Annotated in this window: 24 protein-coding genes; 19 read left to right on the top strand and 5 right to left on the bottom strand. The window is 57.5% G+C overall.

Going from position 1 to position 19,385, the window contains the following annotated elements; genetic code table 11:
• The 3 genes from H5P28_RS16415 to H5P28_RS16425 form a co-directional block, all read right to left on the bottom strand.
• Nucleotides 1-1,124 (bottom strand): tyrosine-type recombinase/integrase (locus tag H5P28_RS16415; protein WP_185676784.1); only part of this gene is annotated, 1,124 nt, incomplete at its 3' end.
• Between the two features lie 4 nt (nt 1,125-1,128).
• On the bottom strand, nt 1,129-1,335 hold the full coding sequence (locus H5P28_RS16420; RefSeq protein ID WP_185676785.1) for a hypothetical protein: 207 nt from the start codon (nt 1,333-1,335) through the stop codon (nt 1,129-1,131).
• Nucleotides 1,332-1,925, bottom strand: a complete 594-nt coding sequence (locus H5P28_RS16425; RefSeq protein WP_185676786.1) for a hypothetical protein — start codon at nt 1,923-1,925, stop codon at nt 1,332-1,334. The genes H5P28_RS16420 and H5P28_RS16425 overlap by 4 nt, the downstream gene beginning before the upstream one ends.
• 347 nt (nt 1,926-2,272) lie before the next feature.
• Between H5P28_RS16425 and H5P28_RS16430 the strand changes: the two genes are divergently transcribed.
• Genes H5P28_RS16430 through H5P28_RS16440 form a run of 3 tightly spaced genes read left to right on the top strand, consistent with a single transcriptional unit; the run spans nt 2,273 to nt 4,271 of the window.
• A complete protein-coding gene (locus tag H5P28_RS16430) occupies nt 2,273-2,977 on the top strand; it encodes a methyltransferase domain-containing protein (RefSeq protein WP_185676787.1) in 705 nt (234 codons plus the stop codon).
• Nucleotides 2,978-2,983: 6 nt separating this feature from the next.
• Complete coding sequence (locus H5P28_RS16435) at nt 2,984-3,238, top strand: hypothetical protein (RefSeq protein ID WP_185676788.1); 255 nt, start codon at nt 2,984-2,986, stop codon at nt 3,236-3,238.
• 1 nt (nt 3,239) lies between these two features.
• Entirely contained in the window at nt 3,240-4,271 is a 1,032-nt protein-coding gene (locus tag H5P28_RS16440) for an IS5 family transposase (RefSeq protein ID WP_185676789.1), read from the top strand.
• A gap of 325 nt (nt 4,272-4,596) precedes the next feature.
• On the opposite strand, the gene H5P28_RS16445 is transcribed toward H5P28_RS16440, so the two are convergent.
• A complete protein-coding gene (locus tag H5P28_RS16445) occupies nt 4,597-5,589 on the bottom strand; it encodes a LacI family DNA-binding transcriptional regulator (protein ID WP_185676790.1) in 993 nt (330 codons plus the stop codon).
• Nucleotides 5,590-5,731: 142 nt separating this feature from the next.
• Between H5P28_RS16445 and H5P28_RS16450 the strand changes: the two genes are divergently transcribed.
• The 11 genes from H5P28_RS16450 (at nt 5,732) to H5P28_RS16500 (ending at nt 13,418) form a co-directional block, all read left to right on the top strand.
• Nucleotides 5,732-6,793, top strand: coding sequence for a Gfo/Idh/MocA family protein (locus tag H5P28_RS16450; protein WP_185676791.1), 1,062 nt, complete (start codon nt 5,732-5,734; stop codon nt 6,791-6,793).
• 28 nt (nt 6,794-6,821) lie between these two features.
• A complete protein-coding gene (locus H5P28_RS16455) occupies nt 6,822-7,574 on the top strand; it encodes an SDR family NAD(P)-dependent oxidoreductase (protein WP_185676792.1) in 753 nt (250 codons plus the stop codon).
• 21 nt (nt 7,575-7,595) lie between these two features.
• The gene (locus H5P28_RS16460; protein WP_185676793.1) at nt 7,596-8,615 is read left to right on the top strand and encodes a zinc-dependent alcohol dehydrogenase; all 1,020 of its coding nucleotides are present in this window, start codon (nt 7,596-7,598) and stop codon (nt 8,613-8,615) included.
• Nucleotides 8,616-8,623: 8 nt separating this feature from the next.
• Nucleotides 8,624-9,025 carry a hypothetical protein gene (locus H5P28_RS16465; protein ID WP_185676794.1) on the top strand — a complete coding sequence of 134 codons (402 nt, stop codon included), beginning with the start codon at nt 8,624-8,626 and terminating at the stop codon, nt 9,023-9,025.
• Nucleotides 9,022-10,014: an NAD(P)H-quinone oxidoreductase gene (locus H5P28_RS16470; RefSeq protein WP_185676795.1), complete on the top strand. Its 993-nt coding sequence runs from the start codon at nt 9,022-9,024 to the stop codon at nt 10,012-10,014. The genes H5P28_RS16465 and H5P28_RS16470 overlap by 4 nt, the downstream gene beginning before the upstream one ends.
• Nucleotides 10,015-10,055: 41 nt before the next feature.
• On the top strand, nt 10,056-10,754 hold the full coding sequence (locus H5P28_RS16475; RefSeq protein WP_185676796.1) for a hypothetical protein: 699 nt from the start codon (nt 10,056-10,058) through the stop codon (nt 10,752-10,754).
• A 46-nt stretch (nt 10,755-10,800) separates the two neighbouring features.
• The gene (locus H5P28_RS16480) at nt 10,801-11,616 is read left to right on the top strand and encodes an alpha/beta hydrolase-fold protein (RefSeq protein ID WP_185676797.1); all 816 of its coding nucleotides are present in this window, start codon (nt 10,801-10,803) and stop codon (nt 11,614-11,616) included.
• A gap of 4 nt (nt 11,617-11,620) precedes the next feature.
• Nucleotides 11,621-12,340, top strand: coding sequence for an N-acyl homoserine lactonase family protein (locus H5P28_RS16485; RefSeq protein ID WP_185676798.1), 720 nt, complete (start codon nt 11,621-11,623; stop codon nt 12,338-12,340).
• Nucleotides 12,341-12,472: 132 nt separating this feature from the next.
• Nucleotides 12,473-12,655 carry a hypothetical protein gene (locus tag H5P28_RS16490; protein WP_185676799.1) on the top strand — a complete coding sequence of 61 codons (183 nt, stop codon included), beginning with the start codon at nt 12,473-12,475 and terminating at the stop codon, nt 12,653-12,655.
• 6 nt (nt 12,656-12,661) lie between these two features.
• Nucleotides 12,662-12,865, top strand: a complete 204-nt coding sequence (locus H5P28_RS16495) for a hypothetical protein (RefSeq protein WP_185676800.1) — start codon at nt 12,662-12,664, stop codon at nt 12,863-12,865.
• A 235-nt stretch (nt 12,866-13,100) separates the two neighbouring features.
• Complete coding sequence (locus tag H5P28_RS16500) at nt 13,101-13,418, top strand: hypothetical protein (protein WP_185676801.1); 318 nt, start codon at nt 13,101-13,103, stop codon at nt 13,416-13,418.
• A 9-nt stretch (nt 13,419-13,427) separates the two neighbouring features.
• Here the strand turns inward: H5P28_RS16500 and H5P28_RS16505 are convergent, their stop codons facing one another.
• Complete coding sequence (locus H5P28_RS16505) at nt 13,428-14,393, bottom strand: LacI family DNA-binding transcriptional regulator (RefSeq protein WP_185676802.1); 966 nt, start codon at nt 14,391-14,393, stop codon at nt 13,428-13,430.
• 198 nt (nt 14,394-14,591) lie between these two features.
• Here H5P28_RS16505 and H5P28_RS16510 point away from each other — a divergent pair, with 198 nt between their 5' ends.
• Genes H5P28_RS16510 through H5P28_RS16530 form a run of 5 tightly spaced genes read left to right on the top strand, consistent with a single transcriptional unit; the run spans nt 14,592 to nt 19,355 of the window.
• A complete protein-coding gene (locus H5P28_RS16510) occupies nt 14,592-15,665 on the top strand; it encodes a Gfo/Idh/MocA family protein (RefSeq protein ID WP_185676803.1) in 1,074 nt (357 codons plus the stop codon).
• Nucleotides 15,665-16,663: a Gfo/Idh/MocA family protein gene (locus H5P28_RS16515; RefSeq protein WP_185676804.1), complete on the top strand. Its 999-nt coding sequence runs from the start codon at nt 15,665-15,667 to the stop codon at nt 16,661-16,663. Before H5P28_RS16510 ends, H5P28_RS16515 begins: the two co-directional genes overlap by 1 nt.
• A gap of 30 nt (nt 16,664-16,693) precedes the next feature.
• Complete coding sequence (locus tag H5P28_RS16520; RefSeq protein WP_185676805.1) at nt 16,694-17,446, top strand: SDR family NAD(P)-dependent oxidoreductase; 753 nt, start codon at nt 16,694-16,696, stop codon at nt 17,444-17,446.
• A gap of 11 nt (nt 17,447-17,457) precedes the next feature.
• Nucleotides 17,458-18,204 (top strand): SDR family NAD(P)-dependent oxidoreductase, encoded by a 747-nt coding sequence (locus H5P28_RS16525; protein WP_185676806.1) that lies wholly within the window; start codon nt 17,458-17,460, stop codon nt 18,202-18,204.
• Nucleotides 18,201-19,355 (top strand): Gfo/Idh/MocA family protein, encoded by a 1,155-nt coding sequence (locus tag H5P28_RS16530; RefSeq protein ID WP_185676807.1) that lies wholly within the window; start codon nt 18,201-18,203, stop codon nt 19,353-19,355. The genes H5P28_RS16525 and H5P28_RS16530 overlap by 4 nt, the downstream gene beginning before the upstream one ends.
• Nucleotides 19,356-19,385: the final 30 nt, after the last annotated feature.

Consider the following 19,385-nt stretch of genomic DNA (forward strand, 5'->3'; position numbering starts at 1 on the left):
AATGGAGTGCAATTTGGAGTGCACCCCTCTGAGGCATAAACTTCCTCCAGCGTCTTGTTAGCCGCCAGCTTGGCGATGTTCATATAGTGCCGGGCTGTGGTCGAAGGATCTTTGTGTCGTAGGATGGCCTGAATAACGAGCAAAGGAACGCCACGCACAGCTAGCCAGTGGCCGTGTGAGTAGCGCAGGGAGTGGAAATCGTGGTCCCCGAACTCATTTTTGTACACCAATCCGGCGCGTTCCTGATCGACGCGAAACTGTTCGGAGCCGGGCAGCCGGAACGGCAAAACCTTGTCCTCCGGCTTCCATTTCTTCGGCCGCATGGAGTGCAATTGAGCCACAACCTTAGGCATAAGGGGGATTTGCTCGCTGGTTCGGCCTTTTGAGTACTTGGCGCGGATGATGGCTTGTGCCTTCCCGTCATCGATGAACACGTCACCCCAACGCGGGTTTTGCAGCTCGTTTTTGCGCAAGCCGGTCCAGTGCAGCAGCCATATTCCGATGCGATAGTCTGCCCGATGGGGTGGCTTCCCGTAGCGCATGAACGTTTCAAGCTCGTCATCCGTCCACTCGCGGCGGTTCTTGGTCTCATTGCCCCGCGTCTCGCACTTCTCGACGTACTCCAGCGGATCGCGCTCAATGATCCCCTGCTTTTTCAGCCAGTTGAGAAAGGCCCGCATGCTCAGCAGGTACTCGTTGATCGTCTTGGCTGAAAGCTCCCGGCCTGTCCGCTCGCAAACCGGCACTTGCCCGCGCCACTGTTCGAAGCCAGTTGGCGTAATGTCGCCCAGGTCTTCCCAGTTGCAGACTTCGGCCAGCGTCTTGATGCGCGTCACCGTGTCGTGGATGTGCTTTTGCCGTAACCGCTTGGCTGTGTGTGACCGTTCGTAGTCGGCTACCAGATCGAGGATTTTCCGCGTAGGTGCGCCAAAGAGGTGCGAAGGGACCGGCAGGCCTTGCTCTTGCAGGGCAATCCCCTGTTTGAGTTCCTTCTCGTGCTTGAGGGCGCGATCAAGATGGGTGGTTCGTAGCGAGCGAGTTGTTTTCTTGCCGTTGATCCAGACGGAGCAGGAGTAGGTTTTAGAGAACTTCCCGTTGCCGCGGGGTTGCCTGAAAACGCTCATCAGATCAGGCCATAGAGGCTTTTAGGTGGCGCTCTGCGAACTTCTTCAAGTCCCGCAGTCGGTAACGCACGTTGCGCGGCCCAAAGACCACCTTCTTGAGGCCCATATCAACAAAGCGCGGTATCTGCCGCGTCGAGCAGCGGTAAAAGGCAGCCGCTTCCTCGCGGGTCAGCAGGCTGTCGTCGTTCAGGATTTCCTTGATTTCACTCATTGTTTTTTACCTTTCCCAGTTTGGATTGATTTTTTTGGTCGGATGGCGTCTGTCAGCCCACCGATTGATGCGCTGGCAAATTCTTTGAAAAAGTCCCAATAGCTCATGCCGTTTTGCTCAAGCATGACCCCAAGCGGAATGCGCTCATTACTTTTGCGCCACTCCAGAAAATCCCCCCTCCAGTCCGGGTGCGCTCCTTCGAGCTCTTCGCGAGTTACCGTTCCCTTAATGATGGCGCGATCTTCAATGTCTCTGCGCCACTGTTGTGCCTCGATTACGGGCACATAACCGTAAGGCGAATCACGGTAAGTCTTTTTCTTTCCCCACAGGTTGGTTGCCTGATGGGTCGTATGGAAAAGGAAGATCGTTAAGGTGCCTTCCTTGATCTTCTTGTGAACCGCTGCCCGCGTGACGGGGCAATACATACAGACCCCACCGGGAGACACGCAAGGGCCGACCAGCTCAGTCACAGCATTAAACCAAGCCCCGCACTCTTCGCTGGGACCGTCCTTACGGTAAATCCGCGTCCCCGGATCGGGCTCCCCAAGTACAGGATAAAGCGACTCTGGCACCTCGACGTAATCGATCATGGTGCCCGATTGTGTCTATGGGTTTTCTTTTGTCAACTATGTATCCTGGTTTTAAACTCAGAACCAAGCGTTATCCATGTCCCAACTGTTTGTCTTTTCTTGGATTGTTGATCGATGGGTCATAAAGGCCTGCCTAAATTCCTTGTAGATGCAGGACAAATATTCTCTTGATGTTTTTTCAAAATAAACGGTTTTTCCTTGGTACACGACAACAGTTCCGCCGTTTTCATTAAACGTTCCCATCGTTCCGAATTGCGCTGCAAGTCTCAGCGTATCGTCCCGGGTTCCAATGATTCGACATCGGTCGTTTTGTTATCTTTCAATCCTTTTGACACGTCCCTGTCGGCATGAGCGCCGACATCGAAGCCGACACCGGGATTACCACTGAAGCCAGTAACTGGGTCTTTGACGAGCACGTCGCCCCGCATTTCGATGAACACGTCCGCAAGAGCGTTCCTGAATACGACCGGGTGCAGGAACTCGCCGCCACGTTCTCGGACTGGTTCACGCACCCCGATTGCACCGTGCTGGACTTTGGCGCGGCCACCGGCGAAACCCTGCGTCTGATCCGTAAACGCCACCGTAAAGCCCTTACGCTGATCGGCTACGATAACTCGCAGGCCATGATCGCTCAGGCGGCCAGCAATGGCATTGAGGTTACGTTCACCGACCTTGAACGCCTTTCGGATATTCCCCCCTTCTCCTACGGCGTGGCGCTGTACACCCTGCAATTCCTGCATCCCCAGGCCCGCCAGCAACTCGTGTATCAAATCGCCAATACCATTGAGCGCGGCGGGGGCCTGTTTGTGGTGGAAAAGGTGCTCGGCAGCTATCCCACCACGCAGGACATCATCCAGCAGCTTTATTGGGACATGAAGATTAGCAACGGCCTGACCCCGGCCCAAGTTATCAACAAGGCCCACGCCCTGCGCGGGTGCATATTCCCGAAGACGATTGCCGAAAACGAAGCCGAGTTCCGCGCCGCTGGTTTCTCGCAGATCGAACTTGTCTTCAAGGATCTCCAGTTCTGCGGCTGGCTCCTGATTCGGTAGGCCGCGATGAGCATCAACAGTGAAGCGGCGGAAAACGTTCTCCAAAAGGATTTGGAGAACGTGATCAAGAAGGTCGCCGGGGGCAAAACGCTGACCTCGGCGGAACGGGCGCGGGTGGAGGCGCTGGCCGCTGGCTCTCAGGACTCGACCACCTACGCCAAGAACCTTGTTCAGCTAGCGGAGATCCTTGGGGTCACGCGTCGGACCCTGAGGCGACTTCGATTAACCTCGCGGATCCCTCTCCTATCAGGGAGGTTTTGACATGCGCGTAAAGACCGGTAGCAGCCAAAGCAATCTCTTCGAGATATTGAAACATGCGGACAGCACTTCGCAGCGTAAGAGCAGTCTGGATCGTCTGGAGGTGATTGACTGGGAGGCTTTTCGTTCGTTGCTTGAAGAACGCCTGGCCTACGGCGACCAAAGCAAGGGCGGGCGCATCCCGTGGTGCCCGGTGTTGATGCTGAAGGTGCTGGTGTTGCAGCGCTTCTTCGACCTTTCCGATCAGGAGACGGAGTTTCAGATTCTGGATCGCTTCAGCTTTCTGCGTTTTGTGGGGCTGGGCCCTGGCGATGGGGCTCCTGACCACGCCACGATCTGGGCTTTTAAGGAGCGCCTCGGAGCCGAGGGGATGGTTGCGGTGTTCGAGTTGTTCAACGAACAACTGCGCGCTCAGGGCTTGATTGCCAGTTGCGGCAAGATCATCGACGCCAGCTTCATCGAAGCGCCGAAGCAGCGCAACCGCCGCCACGAGAACGCGCAGATCAAACGCGGCGAGGTGCCCGAGCGCATCGCCCGCAAGGCGCGCCGGGCCTGCCAGAAGGACCTGGACGCGCGTTGGACCAAGAAAAACAACCAGAGTTATTACGGCTACAAAAACCACGTCAAAGTTGATGCGGCCAGCAAGTTTATCGAGACCTTCACCGTCACAAACGCCGCCGTTCATGACTCTCAGCCGGTCGGGGAGCTGCTGCGTGAAAGCGACCGAGAGGCCGTACTGTGGGCCGACAGCGCCTACGTCGGGCCGTTCATCGCGGCGCTGCTCAAAGGCTTCGCCATGCTCGCCAACATCTGCGAAAAAGCTACTGCTACGCGTCCGCTCAGCCGCGAACAAAAACGCGCCAACAAGGAAAAGAGCCGCATCCGCTCACGCGTCGAACACGCCTTCGGGCGTATCGCCCAGTTTGGTGGTGATCGCTTCCGACGCATCGGCCAGCGGCGATGTCGCTTCGAAACCGCCCTTACCAATCTCACCTACAACCTCGACCGCTATGCCATGTTCCATGCCAGGGCGTGAGCCTACCCAACCGGGCGATAATCGCCCAAATCAGCCTCTAAACGAGGCCAAAACAACCATGGACGGTGCCGTCAAAGGCCGCTCTGGCCGCTCGGTGAGTATCTGAAATCTTGCAGGTGACATGATCGCTCAAAATCATCTCCTTAATCGAAGTCCCCTTTACGCGCATGTCAAAACCTCTCTGATAGGAGAGGGATCCGCGAGGTTAATCGAAGTCGCCTTACCTGAACACGCCCTAGTCGTGTCGTTTGGTTGCGTGGAAGAACTGCTGACATTGGCATCGTAAGATATCATCTGTTCCAGTAACTAGTGGAAACTTTGTTTTTCATCGTGAAATAAGGGAGTTGTGCCCTGCTCTGGAAAGGCGGTGAACGACGCTTTCCCGTGTCATTAACTGGTAGTCGATAACGGTGTAGCGGGAGATTGCTGCCCTCTTTAGGGAGGCGTCAATAGCGTCCACGGCCATCGTGGCCACCTGACGGTAGTTTTGTGTGATTGTGGTCTGGGGGGGGAGACAATAGCGGGAGACGACCGCGCGCTCGGAGGCGATGAGGGAAATATCCTCGGGGACGCGGCGACCGAGCAGGTTGAGCGCGTAGGCGGTGATGATACCGCCCATGCCTCCGGGGGCGAAAATCGCGTCAACTTTATGGCGCAGGAGCTTAGCGGTTTCCTCCATATACGCCTCCTCGCCCACGAGTCGGACGAAGCTCTCAGCGCTGGGAAGCCCATGGGTGGCGAGTGCTGACTGGATGAAATGTACACGTTGCTGAGCATTTCCGAGTTTGGTGTTGCTGACCAGGCAGCCGATGCGGCGGTGTCCGCTTTTTACGAGATGCTCGATCGCCAGCTCCATACCTTGTTTCTCGTTTGAGCGAACGGAAAACACGTGGCTTTGCTTTTTCGGGGTCTCCCGGTCGATCAAAATCAGCGGCACCTGAAAGCGCCGGCTCCAGTTTTCCCACGGCAGCTCGGCGGCGCTGATCTGGATTGCCGCGCAGAACTGGGTGTACTCTAGTCGGTCATGGTTGTCCTCGGGCAGGATTTCGATTCGGTAGCCGCGCTGTCCGGCGGTCTCGGCTAGGTGCGCTGTCACCATGTCCACATAGCTCTGCACGGGGTGTTCGGTTCTTGAGGGCGTAATTAGGATGACCGTGCGTCTGCGATTGGAGAGGCGGGGGACGTAGTTGTGCCTGCGGGCGACGCTTAGGACGTGCTCACGGACGGTTTCTTTGACGTTGGGGTGGTTGCTGAAAACGCGCGACACCGTCGCCATTGAGACCTTGGCCTCAGCAGCTATCTCTTTGATTGTGGGCATGGTTTATTTGGAAATAAATTGAAAATAGATAGCATTTACATCCATGTTTACACTAAATTTTCAAGATTAAACTTGCTGGAGCCGATTCGATCTTGTCATTATTTTGGGTGTCAACGAAACGTTCAATCTACCCTCAACGCGCATGAGCGAGAATTCCCCAGCATCGGGTTTACCGAGAAAAATCAAGATCGGGCAGATCGGCATCGGCCATAACCATGCCTCAGAAGAAATGGCAACGATCCGGCGCCTGTCGGATGATTTTGAAGTCGTCGGCGTGGTCGAGCCAGACCCGCAGTGGCGTGAAAAACGCGGCGGGCTGGCGGCTTACGAGGGGCTGCCCTGGTTGAGCCAGGAGGAGCTTTTTACCACGTCCGGCCTGGATGCGGTCATGGTAGAGACGGATGTGCCCATGCTGGTGCAGACGGCCATGCGCTGCCTGGAGGCGGGCTTCCACGTCCATATGGACAAGCCTGCTGGCTATTCGCTGGAAGCATTCCGGGAGATGCTGGATATGGCCGCCCGTAAAAACCTGACGGTGCAGTTGGGCTACATGTTCCGAAATAACCCGGCAGTGCAGCTCTGCCAGCGGGCGGTGCGTGAGGGGTGGTTGGGGCAGGTGTTCGAGCTGTCCACCGTCATGAGCCGGACGATGGACGACAAGTACCGCCAGTGGATGTCGCAGTTTCCCGGCGGCAGTATGTATATCTTTGGCAGCCACTTGATCGATCTGGTCATTGCCATCCTGGGCAAGCCCGATCGGGTGACGCCGTTTCTGCGCCAAAGCTTTCCGGACAAGGACCGCCTAGTGGACAACGCGTTTGCGGTCTTGGATTACCAAAAAACGGTCGCATCGGTACGCACGTCGATCTTGGAGGTCGATGGTTTCCGGCGACGGCAGCTAGTTGTCTGTGGCGACAAGGGAACCTTTGAGGTCAAGCCCATCGAGGGCTGCGATGTGCAGCGGCAATATCCCCCGCTGCCGGAGTTGACGTCGCGCCTGGTCCTGGCGGAGGCTTGTGGGGAGTTCTCTGCGGGCATCAACGACCTTGTGATGCCGCCGATGAGCGGTCGCTACGACGGGCAGCTAAGCGAGTTCGCGCAGATTGTCCGTGGGGACATCGAGAACCCGTATCCGCTCGAACACGAGTATACCGTGCAGGAGGTCCTGCTCGCGGCCTGCGGGGACGAACCGGTTTCATTCTAGTCACGCATTTTTGGCCAATAATTACCCTATGAAATTTGAAAACAAAGTCGCAGTGATCACCGGTGGCGGTGGTTCGATTGGGGGCGCGATTGCGCGTAAACTCGCCGCGCAGGGCGCATCGGTCGCCCTGGCCGATATGAACCTGGGGCAGGCCCGGAAGGTAGCCGGTGACATCGAGTCAGCGGGCGGACGAGCCCTGCCATTGACGGTTAATGTCTGCGACCGCGATTCCATTAAAGAGATGGTCGCCATCGTCCGCGAGCAACTCGGCGAAATCGACATCTTGGTCAACAACGCCGGTGGCAGCGCCCGCGGGGAGTGTTCGCTGTTTCATCAGACCAAAGACGAGGTCGTGGACCGCATCATCGACGTGAACCTGAAGGGGTCGATCTACTGCATCCGCGCGGTGGTGGAGCAAATGGTGGCTCGTCGCTCCGGGAAAATTATTAACATTGGCTCAATCGTGGGGATGCAGGGGCTGGCCTACTGCGCGGATTATTCGGCGGCCAAGGGCGGCATCATCGCGATCACCAAGACGCTAGCCATGGAACTGGGCGAGTTCGGGATCAATGTGAACTGCGTTTCGCCGGGACTGGTGCCGCGACCGGATCAGGACGGTGAGGCCATGCGCAAGACGAACTACCTGCGGCGCATCTGCTCGGCCAACGACATTGCGAACACCGTTGTGTTCCTGCTTTCGAGCGAGGCTGACTTTATCACGGGCCAGAACTACGTCGTCGATGGCGGGCGCAGCCTCGGGCTGCTGAAACGTGTTGAGTAGCTCGACCATTTTGACCACGACATGAAGCAAAAGACCATTACGTTCACATCGGTCGGGAAGGCCGAGCTCCTCGAATCTGAATTGACCTCTGTGCCTGATCATCAGGTGCTGGTGGAAAACGAAGTCTCGGGCATCAGTGCAGGAACTGAGCGTGCTTGTTTACTGGATATGCCGAATCTGGCGGACGAGCCTGCGGGGAGTTTCCCCAAAAGACTTGGGTACAGTGGCGTGGGACGTGTCGTGGAGGTCGGTGCCCATGTGCATCAGGTCAAAGTCGGGGATCGCGTGCTCAGCTACAAAGGGAGTACGCATGCCAACTACAATTATCTGGATGGTAATGAAGTGCTGAAGCTCGAAGACGATTCGCTGCCCTCCGAGCACGCAGTCTTTGGCGTTATTGGCAGTTTTTCGCTTAACGGCCTGCGCAAGACGCGGTTGGAAATCGGCGAAAGCGCGGTCGTCGTTGGCCTCGGCATTCTTGGTCTGTTGGCCGTCTCGCTTTGCCGCATCGCTGGCGCCTCTCCCGTCATTGCCACGGATTTAAGTCCGAAACGGCGTAAAACGGCGCTCGCGATGGAGGCACATCAGGCTTTCGATCCGACAGCCAGTGACTATATCGAGCAGGTCAAGGCTGCCACCGGTGGCGGTGCCCAGGCGGTGATCGAGGTCACCGGCCAGTCGATTGCTCTGAAGCAGGCACTTTCATTCGTCGAGCCGCTTGGCCGTATTGCGCTGTTAGGCTGCACGCGGGTGTCGGATACGGCGATAGATTTTTACCAGCAGGTGCATCGTCCCGGAGTTGAGATCATTGGTGCCCACGGGCGCGCTCGTCCCCAGCTGGAGTCGCGCCCGCACGCCTGGACCTGGCAGGACGACATTCGCGCGCTATGGCGCCTCATGGCTGATGGTCGCCTGGACATGGACAAGGTTTTGACGGAGGTTTACTCCCCGGACGAGGCTCCTGCCGTGTATAAGCAACTGGCCGAGCAGCCGCAGGATTTTCCGGTAGGCGCAGTCTTTGACTGGAGACGTTTGAAGTGAAGCCAGCGATGAAAATCTGGCGTGTAGGGGTTTTTTATGACACGAGCAAGCCGGGCCTGACGCATCTGGCTTTCAAGGGCCTTCCGCGAACCGAGATCGCTGCCTGCCCGTCGGAGGATGAGGCCTGCATCAAGGACGTGTCCTTACCGGATGAGGCCGAGATTCTGGGGGCTGCGCCACTTGAGTTTAGTAACGGCAAGGGGCACCAGCACTACTTTATCCGCAACAACCGCCAGGCCGCCTGGGATTTGAACTGCGCCCTTGAGGAGGAACTTGAACCGCTGGCCTGTGCGCGGGATGCGCAGATGGTGCTGGAAATGATTTACGGCGCATACGCGTCGCAACTGACCGGCACGCGGGTGAGCTTCCCGCTGCATGAACGCCGGCATCCATTGGAGATTTTAGCATGAAGGTAATCAAGGTAAACAAAGACGAGTCGCTGTCGTGGGTCGAGGTCGCAGACCCGGTTTGTGAGCCCGGCGGAGTCATTATTGAAATCCACGCTTCCGCCGTAAACCGGGCGGACCTCTTGCAACGCGCGGGCAAGTATCCGCCACCTTCGGGCTGGCCGCAATGGCCGGGGCTGGAAGTCGCGGGCGTGATTCTGGAGGTGGGGCAGGATGTTGATGGCTCCCGCTGGAAAGTCGGCGACAAGGTTTGCGCTTTACTCGGAGGAGGCGGCTATGCCGAAAAGGTTGCCGTGCCTGCGGAGCTGTTGATGCCGGTGCCGGAAGGCTTGTCGATGGCCGAGGCGGCATCGCTGCCGGAAATCTTTGCCACGGCCTGGCTGAACCTGGTCAACGAAGCACATCTGCAGGCCGGGGAAACGATGTTCGTCCATGCCGGTGCCAGCGGGGTGGGGATCGCGGCCTTGCAGATTGCCAAGTCCATCGGCGCGCGCACGGTGACCTCGGTGGGCGGCCAGACCAAGGTCGAGCTGATGCGGGAGCTCGGGGTAGACCGCATCGTAAACCACCACGAGGAATCTGTGGAATCCGTTTTTGATGAGTGCTTAGCCAGCGATCACCCCATCAATGTCGTGCTGGATTGCGTGGGGGGTAAAACTCTGGGCGAAAACCTCTCCAAGCTCGCGCTCGAAGGGCGATGGGTGCTGATTGCTACGCTGGGCGGCGTGACGACAGAGCTGGCCCTGCGGGCCGTGCTCACGCGTCGCCTGCGGCTGATCGGCAGCACGCTGCGTTCGCGCTCGCTGGAGCAAAAGGAGGGCATTCTGAGCGAATTGGTCGAGCAACTGTGGCCGCAGTTCGAGAGTGGCCAGATCAAGCCGGTGGTGCACGCCGTGCTGCCGATTGAGCAGGCCGATGCCGCCCACCAGATTCTCAAGAACCGCGAAAACCGGGGTAAGGTTGTATTGACGATTCGTGACGGGGCGGACTGAACCGCCTGCCCACGCGCCTGCGAAAAGGAAAACTATTTGTCATGTCCAGTTACCATATAACGGGCATTATCAGCGCGCTGCTGTCCATTTTGGCCTCGGCCGGGCTGGCGACGCAGGTACGCCTGCTGTGGAAACGGCACCGTGAGCGTCCGGAGGGCGAGTCCATCTCCGAGGGGCTGTCGCTGAACCGCTTCGTAACGAGCTTTATCGTTTTTCTGGCGCTGTTTACCTACGGGGGGGGGCTCAATCCCTTTAACCATTACTTGGTCTGGCCGCGTGTGATCGGCAGCCTGCTGGTGCTGCTGATCCTGTGGATGATTTTTCGCGACCGGCAATGCCGGGGATCGGCCTGGGCATTTATTGGCTGTTTGTCCGCATTTTTGGTTTCGGTGCTGGTGGTCGTCCTTGGACGACCGATCGAAACCCCTAACCCGGTCGTGTTGCCTGCTCTGGTCGTTATTGTCAGCCTGCTGTACCTGCAAGGGGGCATCATCCAGATGCAAATGATCCGTCGGCTCCGCAAGGCTGGCGGCCTCTCGTGCGGGATGCACCTGCTCTTTGTGCTCAAGGATATTTCGTTGGTCACTTTTGCCGTCGCGATGGGCGCGCGCGACGGCTGGCCCATCCTGTTTACCTGCGCGATCGGGCTGACGGTAAACGTCGGAACGTTGTGGTGTTTTGGGTGGGTGCGGCGTCAGGACTTTTCCGACCCTGCCGCGAAGGATGCCGTTGCGGGCTGACGCGCAACTTTCACTTTTTAATCATTAAAACTTCAATCCAGACAATATGGCTTTTATTCAATGCAGTTTTTATTCGGAAGCTATTGGGCTTTCGCACTCGATGAATGTGATCCTGCCTCAGCGGACGCAGACGCAGGTTGGCATTAAAGGCGTCGTGGGCGAGGGGAATTTTCCGACCCTGTACCTGCTGCATGGCTTGACCGATGACCACAGCATCTGGTCGCGTCGCACGAGCATCGAGCGCTACGTGGCCGAGATGGGGCTGGCGGTGGTGATGCCGAGTGTGCACCGCAGTTTTTATACGGACATGGACAATGGCAGCCAGTACTGGGCATTTATCAGCGAGGAGCTGCCCGCCATTGCAAGGTTTTTTTTTCCGCTCAGCGATCAGCGTGAGGACAACTATGTGGCCGGGCTGTCGATGGGAGGGTACGGCGCGCTCAAGCTGGCCTTTAACCGTCCGGAGTGTTTCTGCGCGGCCGCCTCTCTGAGCGGGGTGGTGGAGCTGGACGATTGGCTGGACTTTAAGAAGAGCCACCCGGATCGGCCGACGCTGGAATTTGAAAAGCTGTTTGGTCCCAAGGGCTCACCCTTGCGCCAGTTTGGTGATCTCAGTGCCGCGAGCTGGCGCCTGGTTGAGTCTGGCCAGCCTCGGCCCGCGCTTTACCAGATATGTGGGCAGAAAGATTTCCTTTACGCCCAGAACCTGCGCTTCCGCGACCACCTGCGCCAGATTGGCTACGAAGCTCGCTACGAAGATGACCCCGGCTACGGGCACACCTGGGACTACTGGGATCTGACGATTCAGCGTGTGCTGAAATGGATCAAGGACATGCGACTGGAATCCTCTGATAATATGTAAGGCTATGAAACTCAACCTGCTTCAATGTGGCTCGATCCGCGTCCAGCGACACCTTATTCAAGGTGGTATTGGTGGGCCGCCCGAGGTCCCGGTTCCGTTTTTTCTGATTGAGCACAATGGAAGTCGCATCCTGTTCGATGTCGGCTACGGCCGCTCTGCCATCAATGCCCCGGCGACGGGTACGTATGTCCCGCTCATGAGTCAAGAGGACTACGTTGTTGATCAGTTGGTGCGCTTGGGGCTTGGGGTGGATGACATTACCCATATAGTCATTTCGCATCTGCACGGCGACCACTTCGAGGGCCTGGAGGCGTTTAGGGATGTGCCATGTTATCTGCAAAAGACCGAACTGGATCACGTCGGAAATACGTGGTTGTCGCAGCGTTATCCGGTCGATTGGCAATGGCTTAAGGGCGATCATGACCTGTTGGGTGACGGGCGTATCCAGATTTTACATACACCCGGGCACAGCGTTGGGCACCAATCTGTTTTGTTGACACTGGACTCGAGAGTATCTGTGTTTCTGGCCGCCGACGCGGCCTGTTATGAGGCTGCATTTGAGCAGAGGTCGCTCCCGGCAAATATCTTTGACCGGGCCGCAGGGTTGGAGACTTTTGAGAAGATTGACGCACTCCGCCAAGCGGGTGCACAAATTATTTATGGTCACGATCCCACGCAATGGAGAAAATTACTCCAAGAGGAAAGGCATGCCTGTATGGAATAAAGATGCAATGGCTGGTGCGGCCTGGATGTATTGCTGATGCTATCGTCTGTCGCATGAAAGGCGGTGTCGGGAGAGCTTTATGGCGGCTTAGATTAACTTCGACGCATCTGAGGCAAATAGTGACGATTGAATATGCGCGTAAAGACAGGCAGCAGCCAAAGCAACATCTTCGATATATTGCAGCATGCGGATACCGCTTCACAGCGTAAGAGCAGCTTGGACCGGCTTGAGGTAATCGGCTGGGAGGGATTTCGTCCGCTGCTTGAGGAACGCCTGGCTTACGGCGACCAAAGCCAGGGCGGCCGGATTCCGTGATGCCCGGTGTTGCTGAAGCGCTTCGGCATGCTGGCCAACATCTGTGAAAAGGGCACCTCGGCGTGCCCGCTCAAGCGCGAAGAAAGACGCGCCAACAAACAGAAGAGCCGGATTCGCTCGCGGGTCGAACACGCCTTTGGGCGCATCGCCCAGTTCGGCGACCGGCGGCGACCGCTTCCGCCGTATCGGCCAACGTCGATATCGCTTTGAAACCGCTTTAACCAACCTCATCTACAACCTTGACCGCTATGCCATGTTTCACGGCAGAGCGTGAGCCTGTCTAACTGGGCGAGAATCGCCCAAAATCGCCTCAGAACGAGGCCAGAACATCCATGGGAACACACAAACTCTCGCCACTTTGAGATCGGCCAAACCTAGAATGGAGAACTCGCCGTAGGCCCAGACCTTAATCGAAGTCACCTTCAATGAACAGACCCGAAAGAACGTGGAGCTGAATAATGCGAACGCCAACGATGCGGCCAAACGCACCCAGCCCTGGCTCACCGCCACGCTGGCCATTATTGTGATAGTGGCGGCATTCCTGCTGCCGTTTATCGCCAGTTGGATGGACATGCCCACCCAGATAGTCAGCGACGAGGAGCCGTTCTCCATGTTCTGGGGGGTTGATCGCCTTCGGCGGCGGAAAGATCGTCACGCAGGCTCAGGGGTTCGTTCAGGGACCGGAGTTTTGGAGCACCGTCCGCATGGTCGCAGGCTTCGTCTTCGGCGTGAAGGCCGTATCGACGAGGACCGGTTGTTCTGACGGAGATATCTAATGCCGTTGCTTGACACTTTCGCGAGCGAGCAGAGAGTAAGGCAAGACGGTTTTCGCGGGCATCTCACGGCTTTCAATACGCGCCTCAATGACGTCGGCAGTGGCAGCAGCCATAGCCTGATAGTCGGGGGTGATCGTGGTCAACGGGGGGACGGCGTACTGAGAGAAAAGCGTTTGCTCAGAGGCGATGAGCGAAATGTCTGCGGGCACCTGGCGGTTGTAGAGAGAGAAGGCGTAAAACGAGACTACGCCTGCATTGCCACCAGGGCAGAAGAGCGCGTCAATGTTTTGCTTCAGGAGTTTGCCGATCAGTTCGACGTATTTGTCGGTGCCGGGGCCGGAAAAGGTGGTGAGTGTCTCGTCAGCGGGAAGGCCGCAGGCGGCGAGCGCCTTCTTGACTCCGTCGTGGCGCAGGTCGGTGTTGCCCGTGCCGGGTGAGCCGTGGACGATGCTCCCAACTTTGCGGCAACCGTGCTCGTGGAGGTGCTCAATGGCCAGACGCATGCCCTGTGTTTCATCGGAGCGGACATAAAAGACTTCGGAGGAGGTGTCGCCGTCGCGGTCCATGATGACCAGCGGTATGGCGTAGCGCTCTGACCAGTCGTGGAAGAGGGAGGACTCGGCGCCGATGGCCACCGCCGCACAGAACTGGATGCCGTCGAGGCGGTCGCGGTTATTCTCGGGCAGGATTTCCAAACGGAAGCCCCGGTGCGACATCTCCTGCACGAGCGCCATCATGATCATCTCGACGCAACTGTGGACCGGATAAACCGGGTCGTAGGGCGTGATGACGACCACATTCTTTTGCTTGAGTGAAAGGCGGGGTCGGTAGCCATGTTCGCGGGCTACCGCAAAGACACGCTTGCGGACTTCCAGGCTGATGTTCGGGTGGTGATTAAACACGCGTGAGACGGTGGCCGCCGATACGTCGGCGAGTTTAGCAATGTCTTGAAGCTTGGCCATAGAGGGAGTTGTTCGCTGATTAGATGACGATAGCAATGCAAAATTTTCATAGAAATCGGCAGATTTTCTTTATAGATCACACGAAAGCGCAAGTTTCGTGAAAATTACACGACAAAGGTGAAAAGAGTTCGTTTGCAGTGCAAGAATTTATCATCTTATTTAAGTAGCCAATACGAAATTCTATTTTGGAAAAGAACGATGAGCACCCCTATTAAATTTGGAATCTGTGGTCTTGGACGTATTGGCGTGCAACATGGCCGTCATTTTTCCGCTGACGCGGAGCATTACCAACCGGTCGCTTTTTGCGATCTTGATGCGAACCGGGCGAAAAGTGCGGTGAAGGAATACGGTGGCAGGGCATATACCGATTACACTGAGTTCCTGGCCAATGCGGACATGGATTTGGCAATTATCGCGACACGCTCTCTGGATCACGCGCAGAATGCGCAGCAGGCACTGGCTGCCGGTAAAACGGTATTGCTGGAAAAGCCCATCGGAGTGACGGAGGCGGATTACCAGCTTTTGCAACGGCTGGACCGGGAATATCCCGGTAAGCTCTATTGTGGTCACAATCATCGCTTTGAACCCGCGCTCCAGAATACGCTTGCGACCATCGCGGAGGGCTTGCTGGGCAAGGTTCAGGTGATTAAGCTCTGCAAGCATCACGGGTTCATCCGGCGCAACGACTGGCAGATGCGCCTGGATTGCGGGGGCGGTCAGCTCAGTGTCTGGGCACCACATTTGTTGGACCAGAGCATGCAATTGATCGGCTCCCCGATCCGCGAGGTGTCGAGTTACCTGCGGCGCATCCTGACCTCCGGGGACGCCGATGACCATGTGCACATGACGTTGACGGGTGAAAACGACATCGTCGCGGAACTGGAGATCAGCAATGCCGTGGCCTTGTCCGCCCCTTACTGCACGGTTTTCGGCGACCGGGGTACGCTTGTTTACGGGCAGGATCAGCAGGAGATTCACCTCAAATACCTCGACCCGCGATTTCGCTGGCCCGAGGAGAGTGCCAGCGCTGATACTCCAGAGATTGGAGCGGCTTCTTATGGAAATCAGGAACTGCCTTGGATTGAGGAGAGACGCCCGGTCGAGCCTGAGGTGAACATGTGGCAATTTGTGGAAATCGAACTGGTCCGGCATCTTTACAACGCGCTACGAGAGGGCGTTCCTTTTCCGGTGAAAAACGAGGACGCACTGGAAGTCGTGCGCCTCACCGAAGTCGTGAAAAAGCAGAACGCGCAATTCAACTGGATCGGGTGATGAAGAAAATCAGGATAGGCCAGATCGGCACCGGGCATCTTCACGCCTACAAGTTCGGGGCACTACGCCTTCACTCCGACGTTTTCGAGATTGTGGGAGTTGCCGAGGACGATCCTGCGCGCCGGGAAGCGGCGCAAGATTCGGACACCTACCGGGGCGTGACTTGGATGAGCAGCGACGAACTGCTCGCTCAGCCGGATCTCGACGCTGTGCTGGTGGAGGTCGAGGAGCACCATACCGTGGACGTTGCCATGCGCTGCATTCGGGCGGGTAAGCACATCCACGTGGACAAGCCCGGCGGGGAGTCGCTCGTGCCCTTTGCGCAACTGCTGACCGAGGCGGAGCAGCGAAACCTCGCCGTGCAGATGGGCTACATGTATCGCAACAGCCCGGCCCTCGAGTTTTGCATCAAGGCGGTGCGGGAGGGCTTACTTGGCGAGCTTTCGAGCATAGATGCGGCGATGAACCGCTACGACGGCGAAGAGTTCCGACAGCTCATGAAAACGTTCCAGGGCGGCGCGGCTTACATCTTTCTTTGCCACCTGATCGACATCGCTATCATCCTGATGGGCGCACCCGAAAAAGTAATTCCGCTATCCACCTGCACCCGAGGTGACGGCGTCGTTGATAATGGATACACGGTCATGGCTTTTCCCGGAGGCTGCACGGCCTCGCTGCGTTCGACTATTGTGGAGGTCGGCGGTTTCGAGCGACGCAACCTTGTCCTTTGCGGCGACAAGGGTACGCTGACGGTGCAGCCACTGGAACTGGAGGGCAACAGAGCCGGGGGACGCGTGTTCCTCAACTTGCGTGAAGCCACGGGCGAGTTCCAGTCGGGTCTTCAGGAAATCTCCCAGCCCCCCTTGCGTGACCGCTACGAGGACCATCTGCTGGAATTTGCCAAAATCGTGCGCGGTGAAATCGAGAACCCTTATCCCTATGCTCACGAATTGCTCGTGCAGAAGTGTCACCTGCAAGCCTGTGGTTATGATGCGTGATTTTTCTCAATTATCAATTGTTGTTGTCATATGAGATTTAAAGACAAAGTTGCTATCGTAACTGGAGCCGCCTCGGGCATGGGGCTGCTCAGTGCTCAACAATACGCCGCCGAGGGCGCGAAGGTCGTTCTGGTGGACGTGAATGTCGAATCGGTGGAATCCGCCGCCGAAGCCATTCGGAAAAATGGTGGTGATGCCTGCGCGGTGGCGACCGATATCCGTTCCTATGAAGCCGTCGAGCGGGCCGCCGCCTTGGCGGTGGAACGTTACAGGCGTATCGACATCCTTGCCAACGTGGCCGGGGGCAACCCACATCGCATTTGCAACTGCCCCGGTGGTTTCGATCAGATGCCAGTCAAGGCGATTGACTGGGGCGTCGAAGTGAACTTTACCGGGCCGATCTATTTTTGTCGCGCGGTGCTCCCGGTGATGATGAAGCAAAAGAGCGGTGTTATTATCAACTTGGGTTCTGTGGACGGCGTGACAGGCGGGGCGGGGGCGGTGGTCTATGGCGCTGCCAAAAGCGGCATGATCGGGCTGACCAAGTCGCTCGCGCTGGCTGGTGCGCCGCACGGTATCCGCGCCTGTTGTATTTCACCGGGGCCGGTGATGACGCGCGCCGCTATGGCCAACATGAAAACCCCGCTGGGCCGCGCCGCCGAACCGGAGGAAGTGACGAAGCTGATCCTGTATCTCAGTTCCGATGACGCCGCTTTTATCAGCGGCACCAATTACCTCATCGACGGTGCCCGCAGTTGTGGGGGTGACGCATCTGGAAATTAGATCAAGAAGCCATGAATAGCATAAATCTAAAAGACAAAGTCGCGATTGTGACCGGAGCCGCTTCCGGACTTGGCCGATCAACAGCAAATCAACTGGCCGGTGCTGGTGCCAGGCTGGCACTTGTCGATGTCGATAGGGAAAAGCTTGAGGAAGTTGTCGCCTCTATTCGTGAAAGCGGTGCCGAGGTGCGATCCTACGTCGTTGATATTGCAGACTGTGCAAAGGTAAAGGCTACAGTGTCGGACATTGCCGCCGCTTGGGGGCAGATTGATATCTTGATTAACAATGCAGGAGCAGGCTGGCAAAAGGCCCTGCCGTTCAAAGACCTCAAGGAAGCAGACTGGGAGTGGATTTTGGATCTGAATGTTAAGGGAACCTTGTATTTTACACATGCGGTAATTGACGGAATGGTTTCCCGAAATTACGGGAAAATTATCAATATAGGCTCCATTGCGGCAACATCCGGCATTCCCAAAGTCGCGGTGTACTCGGCCAGTAAAGGTGCTGTTGTCGCCTTCACCAAAGCCTTGGCGATGGAATTAGGCCCCTATAACATCAATGTGAATTGCGTTTCTCCGGGGCTTGTGACGACTGAGAAAGTTGCCCCTAAAACAGATGGGAATTTCCTTGGACGTTGGGGGACGGCCGACGAGATGGCTTCCCTGATCGTGTATTTGGCTTCCGATGGGGCATCGTTTATCACTGGCGTTGACTATCTCATTGATGGTGGTCGAACCTTGGGGCCTAGAGGAGCATGAGCAAGTTCTGGCAAGTCGCTGTCGTTAAGGACAGTTCGAAGGCGATGCTCGGGCTGCACGGGTTGCACACGGCCTTTCGCGGGCTGCCGAACGTGGAAGTCGTCGCGCACGTCGATGCCAACAACGAGGAACTTCCGCGCAAGCTCGCGCAGACGCAAGCGAAGCGCCACTACGCGAGGCTGGAGGACATGCTTACGCACGAGCCGCCGGACATCGTGGTGCTGTGCTCGCGCCACCCCGGTGACCACCTGGCGCAGATCCGTCAGGTCGCCGAAAAGGGTTGCCACATTTACTGCGAAAAGCCGCTCAGTGTCTTGCTGGAGGAGGCCGACGAGGTGGCACGAGTCGTGGAGCAGACCGGCATCAAGCTGGCCCTGGCGCACCCGGCGCGCCACGACCTGGCCTTTCGCACGATGAAGCGCATGATCGGAGCCGGGGACATTGGCACGCCTCTGAGCGTGATCGGGCGCGGCAAGTGCGACTATCGCGGGGGCGGCGAAGACCTGATCGTGCTCGGCACGCACATTCTCGATGTGATGACCTTTTGCTTCGGCGCTCCGGACAGTGTCACGGCGGATATCCAAGTGGCCGGGCGACCAGCCACTTTGTCCGACAAAGTCAATCTCGTCGAGCCCGTCGGTCCGGCACTCGGCGACGAGGTGTTCGCAACCTTCTCGTTCCCAAGTGGCGTGCGCGGCGTTTTTGAAAGTCGCCGCGATTTGCTCAAACCCGGCCAGCCCGCCCCGCACATGGGGCTGTGTGTGACGGGCACCAAGGGTACGCTCTCGCTACGCTTCGACGACGCGGCGCGTCAGCCGTTGCTGCTCAGTCGCCAACCCGGTTTCCTCGAAACGCTTACCACGTTCGAGGAAGCTACATTGCGCGAAGACCGCGTTATCCCCGGTGCGGAGCCGCTGGACTATGGGCTCTGCGGGCAGCCTGACGTGCCGCGCGCGCCGTGGTTTCTGGAGGCGAATCGCTTCGCCGCGTGGGACCTGATAGGTGCCATTGAGGAGGACCGACCGCCGCTGTCCAATATCGAAAACGCCCGACTCGCGGTGGAGATGATTCAGGGCATTTACGCAGCCCACCTGTCGCGGCGCACGATTGATTTTCCCTTGGTCAACCGTCGGCATCCGCTGGTGGGATAACACACGAGATTCTGGTCGCTGATGCGCTTT

It is taken from the genome of Ruficoccus amylovorans, from assembly GCF_014230085.1.
Taxonomy (GTDB): Bacteria; Verrucomicrobiota; Verrucomicrobiia; order Opitutales; family Cerasicoccaceae; genus Ruficoccus; species Ruficoccus amylovorans.

Coding starts and splice junctions, on each gene's coding strand:
- H5P28_RS16420 (WP_185676785.1), bottom strand. CDS start 1,335: ATGAGTGAAATCAAGGAAATCCTGAACGACGACAGCCTGCTGACCCGC.
- H5P28_RS16425 (WP_185676786.1), bottom strand. CDS start 1,925: ATGATCGATTACGTCGAGGTGCCAGAGTCGCTTTATCCTGTACTTGGG.
- H5P28_RS16430 (WP_185676787.1), top strand. CDS start 2,273: ATGAGCGCCGACATCGAAGCCGACACCGGGATTACCACTGAAGCCAGT.
- H5P28_RS16435 (WP_185676788.1), top strand. CDS start 2,984: ATGAGCATCAACAGTGAAGCGGCGGAAAACGTTCTCCAAAAGGATTTG.
- H5P28_RS16440 (WP_185676789.1), top strand. CDS start 3,240: ATGCGCGTAAAGACCGGTAGCAGCCAAAGCAATCTCTTCGAGATATTG.
- H5P28_RS16445 (WP_185676790.1), bottom strand. CDS start 5,589: ATGCCCACAATCAAAGAGATAGCTGCTGAGGCCAAGGTCTCAATGGCG.
- H5P28_RS16450 (WP_185676791.1), top strand. CDS start 5,732: ATGAGCGAGAATTCCCCAGCATCGGGTTTACCGAGAAAAATCAAGATC.
- H5P28_RS16455 (WP_185676792.1), top strand. CDS start 6,822: ATGAAATTTGAAAACAAAGTCGCAGTGATCACCGGTGGCGGTGGTTCG.
- H5P28_RS16460 (WP_185676793.1), top strand. CDS start 7,596: ATGAAGCAAAAGACCATTACGTTCACATCGGTCGGGAAGGCCGAGCTC.
- H5P28_RS16465 (WP_185676794.1), top strand. CDS start 8,624: ATGAAAATCTGGCGTGTAGGGGTTTTTTATGACACGAGCAAGCCGGGC.
- H5P28_RS16470 (WP_185676795.1), top strand. CDS start 9,022: ATGAAGGTAATCAAGGTAAACAAAGACGAGTCGCTGTCGTGGGTCGAG.
- H5P28_RS16475 (WP_185676796.1), top strand. CDS start 10,056: ATGTCCAGTTACCATATAACGGGCATTATCAGCGCGCTGCTGTCCATT.
- H5P28_RS16480 (WP_185676797.1), top strand. CDS start 10,801: ATGGCTTTTATTCAATGCAGTTTTTATTCGGAAGCTATTGGGCTTTCG.
- H5P28_RS16485 (WP_185676798.1), top strand. CDS start 11,621: ATGAAACTCAACCTGCTTCAATGTGGCTCGATCCGCGTCCAGCGACAC.
- H5P28_RS16490 (WP_185676799.1), top strand. CDS start 12,473: ATGCGCGTAAAGACAGGCAGCAGCCAAAGCAACATCTTCGATATATTG.
- H5P28_RS16505 (WP_185676802.1), bottom strand. CDS start 14,393: ATGGCCAAGCTTCAAGACATTGCTAAACTCGCCGACGTATCGGCGGCC.
- H5P28_RS16510 (WP_185676803.1), top strand. CDS start 14,592: ATGAGCACCCCTATTAAATTTGGAATCTGTGGTCTTGGACGTATTGGC.
- H5P28_RS16515 (WP_185676804.1), top strand. CDS start 15,665: ATGAAGAAAATCAGGATAGGCCAGATCGGCACCGGGCATCTTCACGCC.
- H5P28_RS16520 (WP_185676805.1), top strand. CDS start 16,694: ATGAGATTTAAAGACAAAGTTGCTATCGTAACTGGAGCCGCCTCGGGC.
- H5P28_RS16525 (WP_185676806.1), top strand. CDS start 17,458: ATGAATAGCATAAATCTAAAAGACAAAGTCGCGATTGTGACCGGAGCC.
- H5P28_RS16530 (WP_185676807.1), top strand. CDS start 18,201: ATGAGCAAGTTCTGGCAAGTCGCTGTCGTTAAGGACAGTTCGAAGGCG.